This window comes from Chroococcidiopsis sp. [FACHB-1243] (assembly GCF_014696895.1).
Classification (GTDB): Bacteria; Cyanobacteriota; Cyanobacteriia; order Cyanobacteriales; family Chroococcidiopsidaceae; genus Chroococcidiopsis.
The window spans coordinates 1-5217 of sequence record NZ_JACJQX010000125.1 but is presented as its reverse complement, the minus strand read 5'-3'; the positions used below and the strand labels follow the sequence as shown (position 1 = coordinate 5217).

The following is a 5217-nucleotide window of genomic DNA, read 5'->3' as shown; positions in this document are numbered from 1 at the left end:
GATAGATTAGTAAAGCGCCGGAAGAGAGGCAAGCCGAGAGGCGAGCGCTAGAGAGGGCGACCGAACCTAGAAAAGAGTATAGTTTGAAAGCGCCAACAAGCACAAGAGAGTTGGTGTCGAATTAAGAACAATAGATTTGAGTTAAGGAAAAAAACGGAGAGTTTGATCCTGGCTCAGGATGAACGCTGGCGGTATGCTTAACACATGCAAGTCGAACGGAGCTTTTCGGAGCTTAGTGGCGGACGGGTGAGTAACGCGTGAGAATCTGCCTTTTGGACGGGGACAACTGCTGGAAACGGCAGCTAAGACCGGATGTGCCTGCGGGTGAAATATTTATAGCCAAAAGAGGAGCTCGCGACCGATTAGCTAGTTGGTGGGGTAAGAGCCTACCAAGGCTGCGATCGGTAGCCGGTTTGAGAGGACGACCGGCCACACTGGGACTGAGACACGGCCCAGACTCCTACGGGAGGCAGCAGTGGGGAATTTTCCGCAATGGGCGAAAGCCTGACGGAGCAATACCGCGTGAGGGAGGAAGGCTCTTGGGTCGTAAACCTCTTTTCTCAGGGAAGAAACAAATGACGGTACCTGAGGAATCAGCATCGGCTAACTCCGTGCCAGCAGCCGCGGTAATACGGAGGATGCAAGCGTTATCCGGAATGATTGGGCGTAAAGCGTCCGCAGGTGGCACATCAAGTCTGCTGTCAAAGCCCCCAGCTTAACTGGGAAGAGGCGGTGGAAACTGGTGAGCTAGAGAGCAATAGGGGTAGAGGGAATTCCCGGTGTAGCGGTGAAATGCGTAGAGATCGGGAAGAACACCAGTGGCGAAAGCGCTCTACTAGGTTGCAACTGACACTGAGGGACGAAAGCTAGGGGAGCGAATGGGATTAGATACCCCAGTAGTCCTAGCCGTAAACGATGGATACTAGGCGTTTCTCGTATCGACCCGAGGAGTGCCGGAGCCAACGCGTTAAGTATCCCGCCTGGGGAGTACGCACGCAAGTGTGAAACTCAAAGGAATTGACGGGGGCCCGCACAAGCGGTGGAGTATGTGGTTTAATTCGATGCAACGCGAAGAACCTTACCAGGGCTTGACATGTCTGGAACCCGTGGGAAACTATGGGGTGCCGAAAGGAGCCAGAACACAGGTGGTGCATGGCTGTCGTCAGCTCGTGTCGTGAGATGTTGGGTTAAGTCCCGCAACGAGCGCAACCCTCGTGTTTAGTTGCCATCATTCAGTTGGGCACTCTAGACAGACTGCCGGTGACAAACCGGAGGAAGGTGGGGATGACGTCAAGTCAGCATGCCCCTTACGTCCTGGGCGACACACGTACTACAATGCTACGGACAACGGGAAGCCAACCAGCGATGGGGAGCAAAGCCCAGCAAACCGTAGCTCAGTTCAGATCGCAGGCTGCAACTCGCCTGCGTGAAGGCGGAATCGCTAGTAATCGCCGGTCAGCCATACGGCGGTGAATACGTTCCCGGGCCTTGTACACACCGCCCGTCACACCATGGAAGTTGGCCACGCCCGAAGTCATTACTCTAACCTTTCGAGGAGGAGGATGCCGAAGGCAGGGCTGATGACTGGGGTGAAGTCGTAACAAGGTAGCCGTACCGGAAGGTGTGGCTGGATCACCTCCTTTACAGGGAGACCAACTTCAGCGACCAGCGACCAGCGACCAGCGACCAGTAAGATGGGTCGCGAAAGTGCGGGTCAATAGCTGGAAACTGATGACATCCCGAGGTCGGACGACACTGACAAAAACAGCTCGAGTGCAGCAACGCTTTCAAACTAGAACTGGTTCGGTACGAGCGGTATCACCAGTAGGGGCTATTAGCTCAGGTGGTTAGAGCGCACCCCTGATAAGGGTGAGGTCCCTGGTTCGAGTCCAGGATGGCCCACCTAAAAGAATTGAGAATTTTCAGTTCGAGATTCACAAAAATTGAAAACTTCAGTCGGTCAAGTCAAATCCAGTTGGATGTGATAGGCTAGTGAAGTTGAAAAAAATTCAGCACTGTCTGCGAGTGGAGACAACTGCTGGATGGTTTCCAGCGAGCACCTTGAAAACTGCATAGAGACAAGAGAAATAGTCAGGTAGAAAACCAAGAATTTGCGAACCTAAACATAGGTCAAGCGAAATACAGCTGACGGTGGATACCTAGGCACGCAGAGGCGAAGAAGGACGTGGCGACCGACGAAAAGCTTCGGGGAGCTGGCAGCAAGCAACGAGCCGAAGATATCCGAATGGGGCAACCCCTAGTACAGCCTGTTGAATCCATAGACAGGTATGAGCCAACCCAGCCAACTGAAACATCTTAGTAGCTGGAGGAAAAGAAATCAAACGAGATTCTCCCAGTAGTGGTGAGCGAAAGGAGAAGAGCCTAAACCAGAGTACTTTGTATTCTGGGGTAGTGGGACAGCGACATGGAAGCACTAGACTAGACGAAGCGATTGACAAAGCGCACCAAAGAGGGTGATAGTCCCGTAGTCGAAAGTTGAAGTGATACTAGCTGAATCCCGAGTAGCTAGGGACACGGGAAATCCCTAGTGAATCAGCCGAGACCACTCGGTAAGGCTAAATACTACTGCGTGAGCGATAGAGCAACAGTACCGCGAGGGAAAGGTGAAAAGAACCCCGATAAGGGGAGTGAAATAGAACATGAAACCGTCAGTTGACAAGCAGTGGAAGGATGATTCAACGTCCGACCGCGTGCCTGTTGAAGAATGAGCCGGCGAGTTATAGTCACTGGTATGGCGCAAGCCACAGCGAAAGCGAGTCTGAAGAGGGCGAATTATCAGTGTATATAGACCCGAACCTGGGTGATCTAACCATGGCCAGGATGAAGCTTGGGTAACACCAAGTGGAGGTCCGCACCGACCGATGTTGAAAAATCGGCGGATGAGCTGTGGTTAGGGGTGAAATGCCAATCGAACCCAGAGCTAGCTGGTTCTCCCCGAAATGTGTTGAGGCGCAGCGGTAAGTGATAATTGCTGGGGGTAAAGCACTGTTTCGGTGCGGGCGGCCTCAAGCTGTACCAAATCGAGACAAACTCAGAATACCAGCAACAATCTTACTAGTGAGACGGTGGGGGATAAGCTTCATCGTCAAGAGGGAAACAGCCCAGACCGCCAGCTAAGGTCCCCAAATCAAAGTTAAGTGGCAAAGGAGGTGGGAGTGCACAGACAACCAGGAGGTTTGCCTAGAAGCAGCCATCCTTGAAAGAGTGCGTAATAGCTCACTGGTCAAGCGCTCCTGCGCCGAAAATGAACGGGACTAAACTTTGTACCGAAGCTGCGGACTTGTAGCGATACAAGTGGTAGGGGAGCGTTCTGCGATAGGGTGAAGCACTAGCGGCAAGCAGGTGTGGACGAAGCAGAAGTGAGAATGTCGGCTTGAGTAGCGCAAATATTGGTGAGAATCCAATACCCCGAAACCCTAAGGGTTCCTCCACAAGGCTCGTCCGTGGAGGGTTAGTCAGGACCTAAGGCGAGGCCGAACGGCGTAGTCGATGGACAACGGGCGAACAATCCCGTACTGAAGATTAGTTGTGCAGAGGGACGGAGAAGGCACGCACCAGCCGAAGGTTGGTTATCGGCGCAATTAACCGAGGCGAAGAGAAGCGGCGAAAACGCTTCGAGCTGGGGTTAAGAGACCGAGGGTCTACGGACCCGAAGTGGTAGCGGTCAAGCTTCCAAGAAAAGCTCTAAACACGTTAACTAATCGTCACCTGTACCCAAAACCGACACAGGTAGGGAGGTAGAGAATACTAAGGGGCGCGAGATAACTCTCTCTAAGGAACTCGGCAACATGGCCCCGTAACTTCGGAAGAAGGGGTGCCTACGCAAGTAGGTCGCAGTGAAGAGATCCAGGCGACTGTTTACCAAAAACACAGGTCTCCGCAAAGTCAATAGACGAGGTATGGGGGCTGACGCCTGCCCAGTGCCGGAAGGTTAAGGAAGTCGGTCAGGGCCTTGAGCCTAAAGCTGGCGACCGAAGCCCCGGTGAACGGCGGCCGTAACTATAACGGTCCTAAGGTAGCGAAATTCCTTGTCGGGTAAGTTCCGACCCGCACGAAAGGCGTAACGATCTGGATGGTGTCTCAGAGAGAGACTCGGCGAAATAGGAATGTCTGTGAAGATACGGACTACCTGCACCTGGACAGAAAGACCCTATGAAGCTTTACTGTAGCCTGGAATGGTGTTCGGGCTTTGCTTGCGCAGAATAGGTGGGAGGCAATGATTCACTCCTTGTGGGGAGTGAGGAGCCGCAATGTGAGATACCACTCTGGCGAGGCTAGAATTCTAACCCGCGACCGTGATCCGGTCGGGGAACAGTTTCAGGTGGGCAGTTTGACTGGGGCGGTCGCCTCCCAAAGTGTAACGGAGGCGCGCAAAGGTTCCCTCAGGCTGGTTGGAAATCAGCCGCAGAGTGTAAAAGCACAAGGGAGCTTGACTGCAAGAGTGACAACTCGCGCAGGTAGGAAACTAGGCTTTAGTGATCCGACGGTAGTGAGTGGAAGCGCCGTCGCTCAACGGATAAAAGTTACTCTAGGGATAACAGGCTGATCTCCCCCAAGAGTCCACATCGACGGGGAGGTTTGGCACCTCGATGTCGGCTCATCGCAACCTGGGGCGGAAGTACGTCCCAAGGGTTGGGCTGTTCGCCCATTAAAGCGGTACGTGAGCTGGGTTCAGAACGTCGTGAGACAGTTCGGTCCATATCCGGTGCAGGCGTTAGAGTATTGCGAGGAGCCTTCCTTAGTACGAGAGGACCGGGAAGGACGAACCGCTGGTGTACCAGTTATCGTGCCAACGGTAAACGCTGGGTAGCCACGTTCGGAGCGGATAACCGCTGAAAGCATCTAAGTGGGAAGCCCACCTCCAGATGAGTACTCTCATGAAGCAAATTCAGTAAGGTCACCCACAGAACATGGGTTGATAGGTCAGTGGTGGAAGCGTGGTAACACGTGCAGCCGACTGATACTAACAGACCGAGGGCTTGACCAATAGACGCAACAAGCTGATTTCTCCCAACACTAATTTCTCATGGCTCTATGCAGTCTTCAGGGTGAACTCCACCCGACAGCTTTCCTGGTGCGCATGGCGTTGTGGACCCACTCTGACTCCATCCCGAACTCAGGTGTGAAACGCGACTGCGGCGACGATACTCTGGGGGTCGCCCCACGGCACAATAGCTCCGCGCCAGGTTCATTTTT

At 53.5% G+C, this 5217-nt stretch carries 1 tRNA gene and 3 rRNA genes; all 4 read left to right on the top strand.

What is annotated here, in order from left to right:
• The first annotated feature begins 150 nt into the window (after positions 1–150).
• The 4 genes from H6G17_RS32315 (at position 151) to rrf (ending at position 5209) form a co-directional block, all read left to right on the top strand.
• Positions 151–1643, top strand: a 16S ribosomal RNA gene (locus H6G17_RS32315).
• A gap of 185 nt (positions 1644–1828) precedes the next feature.
• Positions 1829–1902 (top strand) — tRNA-Ile (locus H6G17_RS32310).
• A 226-nt stretch (positions 1903–2128) separates the two neighbouring features.
• A 23S ribosomal RNA gene (locus tag H6G17_RS32305) occupies positions 2129–5008 on the top strand.
• Between the two features lie 83 nt (positions 5009–5091).
• A 5S ribosomal RNA gene (gene rrf, locus H6G17_RS32300) occupies positions 5092–5209 on the top strand.
• The 16S, 23S and 5S rRNA genes sit together here with 1 tRNA gene alongside, the layout of an rRNA operon.
• Positions 5210–5217: the final 8 nt, after the last annotated feature.